The 15,619-nt window shown below is 72.0% G+C and carries 14 protein-coding genes; 7 read left to right on the forward strand and 7 right to left on the reverse strand.

The window, feature by feature from the left end; genetic code table 11:
* Window positions 1–95 precede the first annotated feature (95 nt).
* Window positions 96–1,325 (forward strand): SAM-dependent methyltransferase, encoded by a 1,230-nt coding sequence (locus tag K7957_RS15190; RefSeq protein ID WP_223012823.1) that lies wholly within the window; start codon window positions 96–98, stop codon window positions 1,323–1,325.
* Here the strand turns inward: K7957_RS15190 and K7957_RS15195 are convergent.
* From K7957_RS15195 to K7957_RS15205, 3 genes are all read right to left on the reverse strand, one after another.
* The gene (locus K7957_RS15195; RefSeq protein WP_223012824.1) at window positions 1,295–1,855 is read right to left on the reverse strand and encodes a hypothetical protein; all 561 of its coding nucleotides are present in this window, start codon (window positions 1,853–1,855) and stop codon (window positions 1,295–1,297) included. The two genes, K7957_RS15190 and K7957_RS15195, sit on opposite strands and share 31 nt — an antisense overlap.
* A 145-nt stretch (window positions 1,856–2,000) precedes the next feature.
* The gene (locus tag K7957_RS15200; protein WP_223012825.1) at window positions 2,001–3,029 is read right to left on the reverse strand and encodes a PEPxxWA-CTERM sorting domain-containing protein; all 1,029 of its coding nucleotides are present in this window, start codon (window positions 3,027–3,029) and stop codon (window positions 2,001–2,003) included.
* Between the two features lie 82 nt (window positions 3,030–3,111).
* Window positions 3,112–4,956, reverse strand: a complete 1,845-nt coding sequence (locus K7957_RS15205) for a toll/interleukin-1 receptor domain-containing protein (RefSeq protein WP_223012826.1) — start codon at window positions 4,954–4,956, stop codon at window positions 3,112–3,114.
* A gap of 232 nt (window positions 4,957–5,188) precedes the next feature.
* Here K7957_RS15205 and K7957_RS15210 point away from each other — a divergent pair, with 232 nt between their 5' ends.
* From K7957_RS15210 to K7957_RS15225, 4 genes are all read left to right on the forward strand, one after another.
* Complete coding sequence (locus K7957_RS15210) at window positions 5,189–6,973, forward strand: DUF4231 domain-containing protein (protein WP_223012827.1); 1,785 nt, start codon at window positions 5,189–5,191, stop codon at window positions 6,971–6,973.
* Between the two features lie 93 nt (window positions 6,974–7,066).
* Window positions 7,067–7,288 (forward strand): hypothetical protein, encoded by a 222-nt coding sequence (locus K7957_RS15215; protein WP_223012828.1) that lies wholly within the window; start codon window positions 7,067–7,069, stop codon window positions 7,286–7,288.
* Window positions 7,289–7,668: 380 nt separating this feature from the next.
* Entirely contained in the window at window positions 7,669–9,042 is a 1,374-nt protein-coding gene (locus tag K7957_RS15220) for a glycoside hydrolase family 27 protein (RefSeq protein WP_223012830.1), read from the forward strand.
* A gap of 86 nt (window positions 9,043–9,128) precedes the next feature.
* Window positions 9,129–9,800, forward strand: a complete 672-nt coding sequence (locus tag K7957_RS15225; RefSeq protein ID WP_223012961.1) for a FadR/GntR family transcriptional regulator — start codon at window positions 9,129–9,131, stop codon at window positions 9,798–9,800.
* 288 nt (window positions 9,801–10,088) lie between these two features.
* Here K7957_RS15225 and K7957_RS15230 read toward each other — a convergent pair whose 3' ends face one another.
* From K7957_RS15230 to K7957_RS15240, 3 genes are all read right to left on the reverse strand, one after another.
* Window positions 10,089–10,523: a response regulator transcription factor gene (locus K7957_RS15230; RefSeq protein WP_223012832.1), complete on the reverse strand. Its 435-nt coding sequence runs from the start codon at window positions 10,521–10,523 to the stop codon at window positions 10,089–10,091.
* A 90-nt stretch (window positions 10,524–10,613) separates the two neighbouring features.
* Window positions 10,614–10,916: a polyhydroxyalkanoic acid system family protein gene (locus K7957_RS15235; protein WP_223012834.1), complete on the reverse strand. Its 303-nt coding sequence runs from the start codon at window positions 10,914–10,916 to the stop codon at window positions 10,614–10,616.
* Entirely contained in the window at window positions 10,913–11,359 is a 447-nt protein-coding gene (locus K7957_RS15240; protein WP_223012836.1) for a VOC family protein, read from the reverse strand. The genes K7957_RS15235 and K7957_RS15240 overlap by 4 nt, the downstream gene beginning before the upstream one ends.
* 349 nt (window positions 11,360–11,708) lie before the next feature.
* Here K7957_RS15240 and lnt point away from each other — a divergent pair, with 349 nt between their 5' ends.
* Together lnt and metK are read left to right on the forward strand one after the other, a co-directional pair.
* On the forward strand, window positions 11,709–13,244 hold the full coding sequence (gene lnt / locus K7957_RS15245; protein WP_223012838.1) for an apolipoprotein N-acyltransferase: 1,536 nt from the start codon (window positions 11,709–11,711) through the stop codon (window positions 13,242–13,244).
* 42 nt (window positions 13,245–13,286) lie between these two features.
* A complete protein-coding gene (gene metK, locus K7957_RS15250) occupies window positions 13,287–14,486 on the forward strand; it encodes a methionine adenosyltransferase (RefSeq protein ID WP_223012840.1) in 1,200 nt (399 codons plus the stop codon).
* Window positions 14,487–14,722: 236 nt separating this feature from the next.
* Here the strand turns inward: metK and aguB are convergent, their stop codons facing one another.
* A complete protein-coding gene (gene aguB, locus K7957_RS15255; protein WP_223012842.1) occupies window positions 14,723–15,586 on the reverse strand; it encodes an N-carbamoylputrescine amidase in 864 nt (287 codons plus the stop codon).
* Window positions 15,587–15,619: the final 33 nt, after the last annotated feature.

Consider the following 15,619-nt stretch of genomic DNA (forward strand, 5'->3'; position numbering starts at 1 on the left):
GAGCTCTCCTCTGTCCTGGCACCTTGTCGCACCCGCGTGCGCGTCGCGCCAGGGGCCGTGTTGGCAGGGCGGTGCATCTCGGCTAGACTTGCGTCATGCGGCTGCTCGCCTTCCTGCTGCATCGGCTGATCCGGCGCGGCGTGCTGGTGGTGGTCGACGCCGCCGGGCGGGCGCACCGCTTCGGCGACGCGGCGCCGGCCGCGCCCGACGCGACGATCCGCTTCCGCGACCATGCCACCCCGCGCCGCGCCGCGCTGGACCCGGCACTGGTGCTGGGAGAGGCCTATGTCGACGGGCGCCTGCTGATCGACGGCGACGACATCCGCGGCTTCCTCGACCTGATCGGGCGCAACACCCACTGGGACGACGCCGCCGCCGACCTGCGCTGGTGGCGGCCGTGGCGGCACAATGCCCTGCTCACCGGGATCAACTGGCGGCGCCGGGCGCGCCGCAACGTCGCGCACCATTATGACCTGTCCACCGAGCTGTACGCGCTCTTCCTCGATCCCGACCTTCACTATAGCTGCGCCTATTTCGACGCGCCCGACGCCACGCTGGAGCAGGCGCAGGCGGCCAAGCTGCGCCATATCACCGACAAGCTCGCACTGCGTGCGGGCGACCGCGTGCTCGACATCGGCTGCGGCTGGGGCGGGCTGGCGCTCCACCTGCATCGTGTCGCCGCGGTGGAGGTGCTGGGGATCACCTTGTCCGAGCAGCAGCTCGCGGTGGCGCGCCGTCGCGCGCTCGAGGCCGGAGTGGCGGACCATGTCCGCTTCGAGCTGCTCGACTATCGCGACGTGCGCGGGCGGTTCGACCGGATCGTGTCGGTGGGCATGTTCGAGCATGTCGGCCCGCCGCATTACCGCGCCTTCTTCCGCCATTGCCGCGCGCTGCTCGCCGAGGACGGCGTGATGCTGCTCCACACGATCGGCCGCGCCGACGGCCCCGCCGCGACCGACCGCTGGCTGGCGCGCTACATCTTCCCCGGCGGCTACGTCCCCGCGCTCAGCCAGATCACCCCGGCGATCGAGGACGCGCGGCTGTGGGTGACCGACGTCGAGACGCTGCGGCTGCATTACGCGCTGACGATCGACCAGTGGCTCGCGCGGGTCGAGGCGGCGCACGACGCGATCGAGGCGCTCTACGACGCGCGCTTCTATCGCATGTGGCGCTTCTACCTGGCGGGGGCGCTGGTCGCCTTCCGCCACGACGCGCATCTCAACTATCAGATCCAGCTCACCCGCCGGCGCGAGGCGCTGCCGCTCACGCGCGACTATATGATGCCGCGCGCGGCTCAGCCCGTGATCGGCGCGTCGGGCCTGTAGCCGACGGTCGCGATCACGCTGCCGTCGGGGTTGCGGCCTTCGCGGTAGAAGGCGCTGACCTTCTGCCGCTGGGCCCAGGTGAGACTATCCCAGTCGTCGCGGTCGTTGCTGGGATGGCGGCCGGGGACGCGCTGGCGCTGCGCCGGTTCGGCACCGCGCGCCGGCCGCGTGCGCTCGGCCTGGCGCGCGCGCAGCGTCTCGTCGAGCTCGCCCGCCTCGACCGCCTGCTCGAGCGCGTCGAGGAAGGCGGCGAAGACGCCCTCGGGCAGGTGGTTGGTGGCGGCGCCGTTGAGCGGCAGCACGTCGCCGCCGATCTTGACGGTGAGCGCGACCACGCCGTTCTGCAGCTGCCACCAGCGGCTGCCGACGCGCGCGGCCTCGCTCGCGCGCGCGGCGAACTGCTCGCGCGTGCGGCGGATGCCGTCGAGTAGCGGCCGGCGCGCCTTGGCAGGATCCTCCGCTCTGGCAGCGAAGGCCTCGGCCAGGCCGGTGTTGTCGATGAAGCCGGCGAGTGAGTCCAAGATTGCCAAATGCGCCTCCGTGCCCCGAAGCGCCAGCTAGGCCGCGAACCTTACCGGGAGGTCAACGGACTGGGCGTCGTGCCCGCCTGTGCGACGAGCCGTGCGCGGCGCTGAGAGCCAGCGTGCATCGCATCACGGATCCGCGCGAGATCCGCTAGGCGGCGAGGCGACGCCGCCGGTCGCTTCGCAGGGCGCCGCCCACCAGCGCCATGCCGAGGATCAGCGTCATCCAGGTCCCCGGCTCGGGCACCGCGCCGAGCTTGAGCGGATCATAGGGGCGGTCATAGGTCACCGGCCCCTGCGCCGGCGGCAGCTTGGGGAGGGGGCTGCCCGAGAGGTTGAAGGCATAAGGCACCTCCACCGCGTCATACTCGCGGTTGATCAGCGGCACCGGGTCGCCGACGGCGAGGCTGCGTGCGAAGCTGGCGACGCTGCCATTGTTGCGCGGGTCGCCGAAGACGACCTGCAGGCCGTTGCAGCTATCGATGTTGCTGCACTCGCCGAAGGCAGTGACGAAGTAGGAGGCGTTATATTCCACCTGTGTGGTCGCGCCCGCGGCGAGCGTGCCGAGCTCGAGGTTGAGCGGCGTGGTGCTCCAGTCGAGCACGCGGCCATAGCCGTAATCGGTGAAGGTCTGTCCGAGGAAGGGATCGCTGTTGAACTTGTCGTCGCCGACCCTCAGTTCCTCGTCACTGGCGTTGCCATATGCCGAGTACAGCACGTTGTCCTGCTGACCGCGGGTGCGCTGGATCACGCTGAACTCGAAGCCGCCGCGCCCCGGCGCGCCATCGACGACGGCGAGATGCCCCGGGGTGATCAGCGAGTCGAAGCGCAGGTCGACCGCGTCCGGCCCGGTGTTCGTGACGCTGAAGGTGATCACCGTGCTCGACGCGATCGAGCAGCCGCCCACGCAATAATCGTTGTGCAGGAAGAAGAAGCTGCCCGAGCCCGCCTCGCCGACGAGGTCCACGCCGAGATCCGACTGCGTGGGCGCGCGCTGGCCGGTGAAGATCTGCTCGCGCGTGCCGCCGGAGTTCCGCCCAGGCAGCGACCCGTCCAGCCCGAAGACGTAACCCAGGCCGTTGTTCACCGTCACCGTCTCGACCAGCGCCGCGCGCGCCGGCGCCGCCGCCGCCACCAGCCCCACCGCCGCGGCGACCGCGAGCGCTCTTCCCCTGTTCATCGCGACATCCCCCCGCGTTTGATGGTTAATGCGTAGCGAGCCGGCGCGCCGCCGATAGGTAAAAACTTGCCGTTTCGCGCATTTATTTGCCCGGGACACAGCCGGCGCGCGCGGTCGCCAGGGCAGTGTCGGCCGGGTCGATGCGACGTTGCAGCGCGAGCGCGTCGTCGCAGGCCGCCGCCGCCGCGGCGACGCGCCCGCCCCCCGCGAGCACGCGCGCGCGTAACAGCCGCAGCTCGACCTGGTCGGGATCGGTCGCGGCATAGGCCGAGTCGTAGATCGAGCGGGTCGCGTCGACGCGGCGGAGCGCGGCGTTGGTGCGGCCGGCGCCCGACTCCGCCTCGGCGGCGTAGAAGTTCGCGTCCCCGACCGCCGGCGCGGCGGGGCCATAAAGCCGGCGATAGATCGCGGCGGCGCGGTCGAGGTCGCCGACGGCCCCGTCGTAGTCGCGGTTCGCGGTACGAATGCGTCCCATCAGGATCCGCGCCGCGGCCACCGTCGGATGGTCCTGCTCGAGCACATGGTCGTAGATCCGCAGCACCTGCGCCATACGGCGCTGCGCCGCGGCGACGTGGCCGTTCTCGAAATCGGCGAAGGCACGGTTCTGCAACGCGCGCGCGGTGAGCACGTGATCGACGCCGAACTTGGCGGCATAGGTCGCGACCGCGCGCGAGAAAAGCGGGTCGGCCTCGGCGTAGCGGTGAAGCCGCACCAGCGTGATCGCCTCGTTCATCCACACGCCGCCGAGTGCCTCGCGCTGGTCGCCGTCGAGCGCCTCGCGTCGCCGCGCTGCCTCGGCGAGGTCGCGGACCGCGGCGGCATAGTCGCCGCTCAGCACGTTCGCCTGCCCGCGCGCCTCGACGAGCGACGCGGTGAGCGCGGCGGCGTAGCGCGCGCGGGGCGGCACCGCGGCGGCGGCGGCGGCGATCGCGCGGCGTGCGGCGGCGGCGTCGCCGCGGTCGAAGGCGACGCGCACCAGCCGCAGCTCGGTGAGCGCGCGCTGCTCTCCGCTCGCCGGCAGTCGCGCCAGCGCCGCGCGCAGGTCGCGCTCCGCCTCGCGCGGCAGGCCGAGGTTGGCGTAGATCTCGCCGGTCGCGCGCAGCAGCCGCGCGCCCACCGCGGGCTCGTCGGCCAGCTCCGCGCGAGCGCCGCGGCTGGCGCGGGTCAGCACGGTCAGCGCGGTGATCGTGCGCGGGTTCTCGGTCGCCGGGTTGGCGATGTTGAAGGTGCCGATGAGGAACTCGAGGCTGCGGTCGGCGAGGCGGCGCTGGCGCTCGGCGACGCGGCGCTGGCCCTCGGCATAGACTGCCAGCCCGACGGTGACGAGCGCGACCGCGACCGAGGCTGCGGTGATCCACATCAGCCGGCGCTGCCGTCGCGCCACGTCGCGGCGCACCAGCGAGTCGAGCCGCACGTCGGCCAGCGCGGCGATCAGCTTCAGCGCGGCGAGCCGGCGGCCGTCCTTGCCCGGGCGCACGTCCGACGCGATCGGCTCGGCGGGGACGTCGCTGAGCGCGCCGTCGGCGCCGATCCGCCAGCGCAGCGCGGGCGGGAAACACTCGGTGGCCGGATCGCCGGGCTCGCCCGCGACGATCAGCGCGAGCACGCGGCCCTCGCCGTGCAGCCGCTTGAAGCTGAGCACTTCCTCGTTGACCCAGCGCGACCGCGCCCCGCGCGGGCTGCACACCACGATGAGGCAGCGCGCGGCGGCGAGCGCGGCGCGCAGCTCCTGGCCGAGGTCACCGCTGGCGGGCAGCTCGTCGCGGTCGCGGAACACAGGTGGCAAGCGGCGCGGCACTGGGCCGAACGCCGAGTCGGTGCCGACCAGCGCGCGCGGCAGGCGATAGGTCTCGATCTTCTGGTGTAGCCAGCGCACCGTCGCGGTGTCGGCGTGGCTGTAGCTGATGAACGCGGCGTACTGACGCATCGGCCCCCCGCCGCAGCTCGATCGGATGAGAGGATGTCCGGTGCCGCCGCGCCCCGCTGCCCGGTTCTGTTCCTCGCGCGCAGCGTGGCAGAGCGCGCCGGGGCTGGCAATGCGATGGTTAACCGGGATCAGCGCAAGGCGCTTGCCCCAGCGCCCCATAGCCTCGTAGCAGGAGGGGGCGACACGTGCGGTCGGGGGGCCGATATCAGATGCCGGTGAGCGAGGTTCAGTCGTGAGTCACCCGCCGCGCCCGGCGTTCGGGCTGGCGGTCGGGATCACCGGGCATCGGCCGCCGCTGCTCGACACCGCCGCGGCCGCGCGCGCCGCGCCGCGCTTGCGCGAGGCGCTGGCGGCGCTGGCCGAGGCCGCGACGCGGGTCCATGCCGCCGAGGCGCGCTATTTCGCCGAGACGCCCCCGTCGCTCCGCTTCGTCACCCCGCTCGCCGAGGGCGCCGACCAGCTCGCCGCGGAGCTCGCGCTCGCCGCCGGCTACCGTATCGAGGCGGTGCTGCCGCTGCCGCGCGACGACTATCGCCGCGACTTCACCGCCGCCGCCGGCGGCGCCGCCTTCGACGCGCTGCTGGGCCGCGCCGGCTGCGCGCTCGAACTGCCCGCGCTCCCCGCCGGGCGTCCGGCGAGCTACGCGCTCGCGGGGCGCGCGGTGCTGGCGCACAGCGACGTGTTGGTGGCGCTGTGGGACGGTGAACCCGGGCGCGGCATCGGCGGCACCGCCGACATCGTCGCGCGCGCGCTGCGCCAGGGGCTCCCGGTGATCCACGTGCCGCTCGACGACGCCGCGACGCTGATCCGCTGGGCCGGCTACGACCCGCTCGCCAACCCCGAATCGTTCGAGCAGGTGCCCGCCCGCGCGTTCGACGCCGCCGCGGCGGAGGCGCTGGTGGCGCAGCTACTCGCGCCGCCCACCGCCCCCGTCGAGCGCGCCTGCCTCGACCGCTTCCTCGGCGAGACCGAGCTCCGCGTGCGCGCGCGCGTGGAATATCCCGCGCTGCTGGCGGTGCTGGGCATCAAGCGGCTGCGCCGCGCCGCGTTCCGCAGCGGGCCTTATGATGCCGACACGCGGCGCGAGTGGGAGCGCTTCCGCACCTTCTGCCACGAGGGTGCGCACGGCGTGCGCCCGCGGCTCGACGCGATCGAGACGGCCTATGGCTGGAGCGACCGGCTCGCGCAGCATTTCGCGCAGAGCTATCGCAGCGGGCACGTGCTCAACTTCCTGCTCGGCGCCGCGGCGGTGCTGCTGGCGCTCTCGGGGCTGCTGTTCAAGGAGCTTAAATTCTGGCTGGCGCTCTGCGAGCTCGGCGCGGTGGCGGGGTTCGTGCTCAACACGCGCGTCGGTGTCGCGCGCGAGTGGCACCGGCGCTGGCTCGACTATCGCCAGCTCGCCGAGCGGCTGCGGCCGATGCGCAGCCTCAAGCTGCTCGGCGTCGGCCGCCCCGCGGTGCGCCCCGGCGCCGCGCGCGAGCCGCGCTGGCTCGACTGGTACGCCGCCGCGGTGTGGCGCGCGAGCGGCTGCGCCAGCGGCTGCCTCAGCGACCGGCGCGCGGTGGCGCGCTTCATCGCCGAGGAGGAGCTGTGCCCCCAGCTCGCCTATCACCGCGCCGCGGCGCACCAGCTCCACCTGCTGGACCACCGGCTGCACCGGATCGGCATGTGGCTGTTCCTCGCCTCGCTGCTGAGCTGCCTGGTGTTCCTGGTCGGCTATGTCGCGGCGCACGAGTGGGTGCGGGCCAACGCGGGCGTGTTCGTCGCGCTCTCGGCCGGGCTGCCGGCGCTGGGCGCGGCGATCTTCGGCATCCGCGTCCAGGGCGATTTCGGCGCCAGCGCGGCGCGTTCCAGCGCCACCGCGGCCGATCTGGCGCGCTACGTCGACGCGCTCGAGGCCAACGGCGACGACCTGCCGCGCGTGGTGGACCTGGTCGAGGGCGCCGCGGCGACGATGCTCGCCGACCTCAGCGACTGGCGGCAGGCCTATGAGCGCCGCCAGCTCGAGCTGCCCTGACGGGCGAAGGCTACCGTGAGATGACCGAAGTTTAACGCAACACCGCGGCCGGCTGAGCGTAGGATAGGGCATCACACGATAACGGAGGTTCTCATGCGGATGCTCTCTCTCCTGGCCGTTCCGCTGGCGCTGGCGACGGCCTCCCCGGCGCTCGCCAAGGGCTGCGTGCGCGGCGCGGCGGCCGGCGGCGTCGCTGGGCACTTCGCCGGTAAGGGGCACGCCGTGCTCGGCGCGGCGGCGGGCTGCGCGGTGGCGCACCACCACTATGCCAAGCAGGCACGCGCCCAGAAGACGGTGACGAAGACGCGAGGGTGAGATCGACCAGACCCTCCCGGTGTCGGGAGGGTCCGGCCCTTCGCAGCGACGTGCACGCCCGGACGGTCGCACTTGTCAGAGTAGACGGCGCAGAGCGACGTTGGAGACCGTCGATCGCGCTTCAGTCTCGTTCCCCCCCGAGCCTCATGGACGCCGACGATCGAGGATCGCCGCGGCTCGGTCTGCCACCGCCGGTGGCGGCCCGCCGGAACCGCTGCGGCGCGTCATGGTCGACGACAGGATAGGTCGTCGCGGCTGATCCATCGCTCGCGGCGCCAACAGCCTCGACAATTGTTTGAGTATTGATACGCTCGACCCCTGAGATCGCGGGCAGCGGCCGGTCACCGGCCGGCCGTCGCGCGAGCGGGAGGGGAGGGGTGATGGACGAGGTGCGACTCAGTCGGCGCGCGATGCTGGCCGCCGGGCTCGGCGGCGCCGCCGCGGCGGCGGGGCCGGGCCAGGCGGCGCAGCGGGAAGCGGCCGCGCCGAGCGAAGCGGGGGCAGCGCTCGCGCCGCGGCCGCCGATGGGGTGGAACAGCTGGAACAGCTTCGCCACCACGATCACCGAGGCACAGGCGCGCGAGACCGCGGCGATCATGCGCGAGAGACTGCTGCCGTTCGGCTACGACGTCTTCACCGTCGACATCCAATGGTACGAGCCCAACGCCACTAGCTACGAGTATAACAGCGTGGCCACGCCGACGCTCGACTCGCACGGCCGCGTCATCCCCGCGCCCAACCGCTTCCCCTCGAGCGCGGACGGCTCCGGCTTCACCAAGCTCGCCGCCGCGGTCCATGCCATGGGGATGCGCTTCGGCATCCATGTGATGCGCGGCATCCCGCGCGAGGCGGTGAAGCGCAACCTGCCCGTGCTCGGCACGTCGCTGCGCGCCGCCGACGTCGCCGACCCGTCGAGCATCTGCCCGTGGAACCCCGACATGTACGGCGTCGACATGACCAGGCCCGGCGCCCAGGCCTATTACGACAGCATCTTCGCGCTCTACGCCGCCTGGGGCGTCGACTTCGTCAAGATGGACGACATGAGCCGCCCCTATGACTCGCACGCGCCCGAGATCGAGGCGGCGCATCGCGCGATCCAGCGCTGCGGCCGCCCGATCACGCTCAGCCTCTCGCCCGGGGAGACCCCGGTGGCGCGCGCCGCGCACGTCCGCGACCACGCGCAGATGTGGCGGATCAGCGACGATTTCTGGGACGAATGGGCGATGCTGGAGGCGCAGTTCACCCGGCTCGAGAATTGGAACCAGTGGCGCCGCCCCGGCGCCTGGCCCGACGCCGACATGCTGCCGCTCGGCCGGCTCGCCTTGGGCCAGCGCGACACCAAGTTCACCCCCGACGAGCAGCGCACGCTGATGACCTTGTGGTCGATCGCGCGCTCGCCGCTGATCATGGGCGGCGATCTCCGCCACCTCGACGCGCCGACGCTGGCGCTGCTCACCAACCGCGAGGTGCTCGCGGTGAACCAGGCCAGCAGCGACAACCGGCCGCATTTCGTCGCCGACGGCACGCGGATCTGGTCGGCGCGCCCGGAGGGCAGTCGCGACCATTATGTCGCTCTGTTCAACACCACCGACAAGGCGAAGGAGGTCGCGCTCCCCCTGCGCGCGCTGGACGTCGCCGGCGCGGTGCGCGTGCGCGACCTGTGGTCGGGCCGCGACGACGGCCGCGCGACCGGGCGGCTCGCGCGCACGCTCGCGCCGCATGGCGCGGGCCTGTATCGGCTGGTCGCGGCGTGACGAAGGAGAGAGCAGTGAACGAGCTACCCGGTCAGGAGGCCGCGCTGCAGTCGACCGGGCGGCGCTGGCGCGGCGCGATCGGCAACATGCTGGGCCGCGCGATCCTCTCGGGCGAATATGCCCCGGGCGACGTGCTGCCGGGCGAGATCGTCTTCGCCGAGACCAACGGCGTCTCGCGCGGCGCCTATCGCGAGGCGGTGCAGGGGCTGATCGCCAAGGGGCTGGTGGAGAGCCGCCCCAAGACCGGCACGCGCGTGCTGCCGCGGCGGCGCTGGAACATGCTCGATCCCGACGTGCTCGCCTGGGCCTTCGCCGACAAGCCCGACATGGCGCTGCTCCGCAGCCTGTTCGAGCTGCGCTCCGTGGTGGAGCCCGCCGCCGCCGCCTTCGCCGCCGAGCGACGCGACCGCGAGGACATCAAGGCGCTCAAGGACGCGCTGGCGCGGATGCGGCGCCACACGCTGTCGACCGAGGCGGGGCTCACCGCCGACCGCGATTTCCACGGAGCGATCCTGACCGCCTCGCGCAACGACGCGCTGGTGACTCTGTCGGCCGGGATCACCGCGGCGGTGGCCTGGACCACCCAGCTCAAGCAGCGCGACCGCGCGCTGCCGCGCGACCCGATCCCCGAACATGCCGCGGTCTACGACGCGATCGCCGACGGCGACACCGCGCAGGCGGCGGCGGCGATGCGCCGGCTGGTCGACCTCGCGCTCGCCGACACGCGCGCCGCGCTCACCGACGCGCTCGAGGGGTGAGTCTCACTCTGGCACGATTACGTCTGAATTGTGTCTGACTCGGTGAGCTCGCTCCATTATGACGGTGATCGTCGCCCCAACAGCGATACTGGGCCGTGCGGAACTCCCTTGGTTCACCACGACGCACGGCCCTTTACTGCCGCGCTCGGTTGCTTACCGAGAGCGCGGGACATGGCCCTGGTCTCATAGCGTCATCCTGGAACGAGTTCAGGATGGCGCCGGCGATCAAGCGACGGAGCCACGCCATTATCGGCGCTTCGCTCACTCTCTTACCCCGCCGCGCTCATCTCAGCGTCCCGGCGCGCGCCGCCCGAAGCCGCTCGGCGCGACGCGGCGCAGCGGCGCCGCCGCGGGCGGGAACTTCTCCAGCAGCCGCTGCACGCGATAGACCACTTCCTCGGGGTCGCACGGCTTCTTGAGATAGTCGTTGCAGCCAGCGAAATAAGCGAGCTGCACGTCCTGGTCGTTGCGCCGGCCGGTCAGCATCAGCACCGGCAGGTCGAACAAGTGCGGCGACTTGCGCAGCTCTTGCAGCAGCAGCACGCCGCTCAGCTCGGGCATGCTGCAGTCGAGCACGACCAGGTCAGGCCTGCGCGCCTTGATCGCGCGCAGCGCCTCGCGGCTGTCGGTCAGCGCGCCCGCGGTGTGGCCGGCGGCGCGCAGCGCGTCGCACACCAGCTCGCCCCAGATGTCGTCGTCGTCCACGACAATGATATGCGCCATCGTTCCCTGACCCCCGCGATGTCCCGCGGAGTGCCAGCAAATGACGAATGGCCGATTAACGATGCGGCGCCGCGCCGCCGCTTTTCGTCCTTACGCGAGTAATTTCGGCCCTTCCTTCTGCAGCTTTTCTCGAAGCGGCTCGGCGAACATGGCGAGCAGCCCGGGCAGATCGAAGACCGCGTGGACGTTGCTGTCGGCGACGTCGAGCCGCACGCCGACGCGCTGACCCATGCCCTCGACGGTGAAGTGCAGCGTGTCACCGTCCCAGCGATGCTCGGTGACATGGCCACCGGGGACATAGCCCGCGAGCTTGCCGAACCCACCCTCGATCCGCTGCTTGGCGCCGGCACGACCGAGCTGGTGCGGCAGGTCGACCTCGACCGGGCGGCTCATGCCACCGCCTCCGGCACGCGCGCGGCCGTGGCGAAGAGCTGCGAGTCGTCGGCGAAAGCCTTGAACTCCAGCGCGTTGCCGCTGGGATCGCGGAAGAACATGGTGGCCTGCTCACCCGCCTGCCCCTGGAAGCGGACGTGCGGCGCGATGCCGAAGCGCACCCCCGCCGCCTCGACCCGGGCAGCGAGCGTCTGCCAGTCGGCCATGGTGAGGACGATGCCGAAATGCGGCACGGGCACGTCGTGGCCGTCGACCGGGTTGGTCACCGCGACGGGCTTCGCCGCGGGGTCGAGGTGCGCGACGATCTGGTGGCCGCCGAAGTCGAAGTCGATCCAGGAGTCGCTCGAGCGTCCCTCGGCGCAGCCCAGCACGCCGCCGTAGAAGGCGCGCGCCTCGGCGAGGTCGTGGACGGGGAAAGCGAGATGGAAGGGGCGCAGGGTCATGAGAGGGATGTAATATATCGGGGGGGCGATGGGGAGGGGGCGCGCTCGTCGCGGCGGCGGTGCAAGCGCCGCGGCGTAGCGCTGCCCCCGTTGCTCGGCTGCACCCCGCCGGTCATTCGCCACTCCGTCGTCCCGGACTTGGTTCAGGGTCTACTCTTACGCGAGAGCCACGCGCGTTGAGGATGCGGCACGGTGGATCCCGGACCAGTCCGGGATGACGGCCGGTGAGGGGGGCGGGCGGGCGCGCACGATGGATCTGCCACGAGCCCGCGAGTCGGGAAGCGATCCCGCGGCGTGCCGACGCGCCACCCCCTCCCGCGCGCGCCGCGGAGGTGCTAGCGGCGCGCGCATGACTCGCCGCCCCGCCCTCGTCGCGCTGCTGCTCGGCGTCGCCGCCGCCTGCGGCTTCGCCCCGCTCGAGCTGTGGTGGCTCGCGCTCGCTGCCTTCGCTGGCTGGATCGCGGTGGTCCATGCCGCGCCGACGCTGCGCCAGGCGCTGTGGCGCGGCTATGCCTTCGGCGTCGGGCATTTCACGATCAACGACAATTGGTTCCAGCACGCCTTCACGTTTCAGGACAAGATGCCGCACGCGCTCGGCTATCTCGCCCCGTTCGCGCTCGCTTTGTACCTCGCGGTGTTCCCCGCCGCCGCGGCGGGGCTGGCGTGGCGGGTACGCCGCGGCACGGCGCCCGACGCCGGCTGGGCATTGCTGTTCGGTGTCGCCTGGCTGGCGACCGAGTGGGCGCGCTCCTGGCTGTTCACCGGTTATGCCTGGGACCCGCTCGCGGTGATATGGGTGCCGGTCCAGCCGGTGGCCGCGCTCGCGAGCCTCGTCGGCACCTACGCGCTCTCCGGCCTCACCGTCGTGCTCGCGGGGCTGCTGCTGCTGGTGCCGCGCCGCGCGCTGCCGCTCGTCGCTGTGGCGCTCGCCGCCGCGGTGCTGCTCGGCGCGCAGGCGCTGAGCTATCGCGGCGCAGCCCCCGTCGGCGCGCCCGGCGCCCCCCGCGTCGTCGTGGTGCAGCCCAACGTGCCGCAGGACCAGCGCGGGGAGAGCGACCAGGCGATGATGCTGGCGCGGCTCACCCGGCTCTCCGGTCGACCCGGCGCGGCGCCGCGGCTGGTGCTGTGGCCCGAGGGCGTGATCCGCGACTTCATCGAGGACGATTACCCGCTCTGGGTCTACGGCGACACCAGCCCCTATGCCACCCGCGCGCGCATGACCGCGGTGCTCGGCCCGCGCGACATGCTGATGACGGGCGGCACCGCGCTCCAGTTCGACTCGCGCGGCGACGTCACCGGCGCGACCAACTCGGTGTTCGTGCTCGACCCCGCGCGGCGCATCCGCGCGCGTTATGACAAGGCGCATCTGGTGCCCTACGGTGAGTATCTGCCGATGCCCTGGCTGCTCAAGCCGCTCGGCCTGGCGCGGCTGGTGCCGGGTGACCTCGACTTCGCGCCGGGGCCGGGGCCGCGCACGCTGGCGGTGCCCGGCTTCGGCGCGATCGGAGTGCAGCTCTGCTACGAGATCATCTTCTCGGGCGAGGTGGTCGACCGCGCGCACCGCCCGCGGCTGATCTTCAATCCCTCCAACGACGCCTGGTTCGGCAGCTGGGGCCCGCCGCAGCATCTCGCCCAGGCGCGGCTGCGCGCGATCGAGGAGGGGCTGCCGGTGGTGCGCGCGACTCCGAACGGCATCTCCGCGGTGATCGCCGCCGACGGCACGCTGCTGGGCACGGTGGCGCACCATGCCGGCGGCGCGGTCGACGTGGCGTTGCCGCCGGCACGGGCAGCTACCTTGTTCTCCCGGCTGGGCAACTGGGCGGCGCTGCTGGTCGGGCTCGCGCTGGTGGCGGGCGCGGTTGCGTTGCGCGCGCGCCGGCGATAAGCATATAAAGCTATCTTTATATCGTTATCTCCCGGAGCCTCCATGCGTCAGTCGTTCATCTTCACGTCGGAGTCGGTGTCGGAGGGGCACCCCGACAAGGTCGCGGACCAGATCTCGGACGCGATCGTCGACCTGTTCCTCGCCAAGGACCCCGAGGCGCGCGTCGCGTGCGAGACGATGACCACCACCAACAAGGTGGTGCTCGCGGGCGAGATCCGCGGCCGCGGCATCTACGAGAACGATCGGTGGGCGCCGGGCGTGCTCGACGAGATCGAGGCGGCGGTGCGTGCCACGGTCAAGCGGATCGGCTATGAGCAGTCGGGCTTCCACTGGCAGACGTTCGACTTCTCGAACAACCTGCACGGGCAGTCGGCGCATATCGCGATGGGCGTCGACGAGAGCGGCAACAAGGACGAGGGCGCCGGCGACCAGGGCATCATGTTCGGCTACGCCACCGACGAGACGCCCGGCCTGATGCCCGCCACGCTCTACTACAGCCACAAGATCCTCGAGAAGATGGCGGCGGACCGCCACGCCGGTACCGCGCCGTTCCTCGAGCCCGACGCCAAGAGCCAGGTGACGCTGCAATATGAGAACGGGGTGCCGGTGCGCGCCACCGCTCTGGTCGTCTCGACCCAGCATTCGGCCGAGCTGTCCAACGAGGCGGGCCAGGCCAAGCTGCGCGACTACGTGAAGGGCGTGTTCGCCGAGGTGCTCCCCGAGGGCTGGCTGCCCGAGGAGAAGGCGATCTACGTCAACCCGACGGGTCTGTTCGAGATCGGCGGGCCGGACGGCGACGCCGGGCTCACCGGGCGCAAGATCATCGTCGACACCTATGGCGGCGCGGCGCCGCACGGCGGCGGCGCGTTCAGCGGCAAGGACCCGACCAAGGTCGACCGCTCGGCGGCCTATGTCGCGCGCTACCTCGCCAAGAACGTGGTCGCGGCCGGCCTGGCCAAGCGCTGCACGATCCAGCTGAGCTACGCGATCGGCGTGGCCGAGCCGCTCAGCGTCTACGTCGACCTGCACGGCACCGGCACGGTGGACGAGAGCAAGCTCGAGGCGGCGCTGCCCAAGCTGGTGCGCCTCACCCCCAAGGGCATCCGCGAGCATCTCAGACTCAACGCGCCGATCTACAGCAAGACCGCCGCCTACGGCCATTTCGGCCGCGACCCCGAGGGTGACCTGTTCACCTGGGAGAAGACCGACCTGGTCGAGCAGCTCAAGCAGGCGGTGGGCTGAGAGAGGGCGGCTTCCTTCAAAAAGCGAGGATAGCGGACGCGGCACCCTTCTTAGATCCTCCCCTGGAAGGGGAGGTGGCGGGCCGTAGGCCTGACGGGGGGGTGACGCGGCCGGCGAGTGTCGCTGGACTCATCACCCTCGACACCCCTCCGTCGCGCCGCGCGCGCCACCTCCCCTAACAGGGGAGGATCAGAGACGCCCCGCCGGCCGTCTTACCTGCTGATCAGCCAGCCCCGTCAGATATCCTCCACCAGCCGCCCGTACAGCTCGGGGCGGCGGTCGCGGAAGAAGCCGAAGGCGGCGCGGTGGCGGCGGACGCGGTCGAGGTCGAGCGTCGCGGTGATCACCCCCTCCTCCGCGCGGTCGAGCTCGGCCAGGATGTCGCCGCGCTCGTCGGTGATGAAGCTGGTGCCGTAGAAGGTCTGGCCGTGTTCGACGCCGACGCGGTTGGCGGCGATCACGGGCACCACGTTCGACACCGCATGCCCCACCATCGCGCGGCGCCACAGCCGCGCGGTGTCGAGCGAGGTGTCGTGCGGCTCGCTGCCGATCGCGGTCGGGTAGAACAGCACCTCGGCGCCCATCAGCATCATCGCGCGCGCGGTCTCGGGATACCATTGATCCCAGCAGACGCCGACACCGAGCCGGGTGCGATGCCCCGCGCTGACCGGCCCGTCCCACACCTTGAAGCCGGTGTTGCCGGGGCGGAAGTAGAATTTCTCCTCGTAGCCGGGCCCGTCGGGGATGTGGCTCTTGCGATACACGCCCTGGATCTCGCCGTCGGGGCCGATCATCGCCAGCGAGTTGTAATGGTGCGGCCCGTCCAGCTCGAAGAAGCTGGTGGGGATATAGACCCGCAGCGCCTCGGCGAGCGCCTGCATCGCCAGCACCGCCTTGTGCTCGCGCACCGGCGCGGCGTTGGCGAACAGCGACTCGTCCTCGACGCGGCAGAAATACTCGCCCTCGAACAGCTCGGGCGGCAGGACCACCTGCGCGCCGCGCGCGTGCGCCTCGCGCACCGCCTCGGAGACCTTGGCGATATTGGCGTCGATGTCGGCGGAGAAGGCCAGCTGCAGCGCGGCGACGGTGATCTCGGTCATGCGCGCGCACATAAGGCGCGCGCGCCCGGGAGG

It is taken from the genome of Sphingomonas yunnanensis, assembly GCF_019898765.1.
Taxonomy (GTDB): Bacteria; Pseudomonadota; Alphaproteobacteria; order Sphingomonadales; family Sphingomonadaceae; genus Sphingomonas; species Sphingomonas yunnanensis.